Raw genomic sequence first — 221 nt, 5'->3', positions numbered from 1 at the left:
GGTCGGTAAAGGCCCGTTCGGGATCCACATCGGCCGGGCCCGCATGCCCGAGGACGGCGGCCACCTGGCGGCGCACCAGGTCGAGCAGCGTTCGGGCTCGCTCGGCCTCGGGAAGGGTGGCGAGGCGGGCCGCCATCCCGTCCTCGACGACGCGCCGCACCGGCCGGCGCACGAGTCCGCGTAGCACCGGGGCGACCTCGGTCCCGCGCAGCGCGGCCAGG

General features: G+C 77.4%; 1 protein-coding gene. It reads right to left on the bottom strand.

Features of this window, described 5'->3' with window-relative positions; genetic code table 11:
- A partial coding sequence (locus DEH69_RS30800; RefSeq protein ID WP_181727685.1) for an acyl carrier protein occupies window positions 1-221 on the bottom strand: 221 nt, incomplete at both ends.

The sequence above is a fragment of the Streptomyces sp. PT12 genome, from assembly GCF_003311645.1.
Classification (GTDB): domain Bacteria; phylum Actinomycetota; class Actinomycetes; order Streptomycetales; family Streptomycetaceae; genus Streptomyces.
The sequence above is the reverse complement of the archived record's forward strand: the minus strand, read 5'-3'. Positions and strand labels throughout refer to the sequence as shown.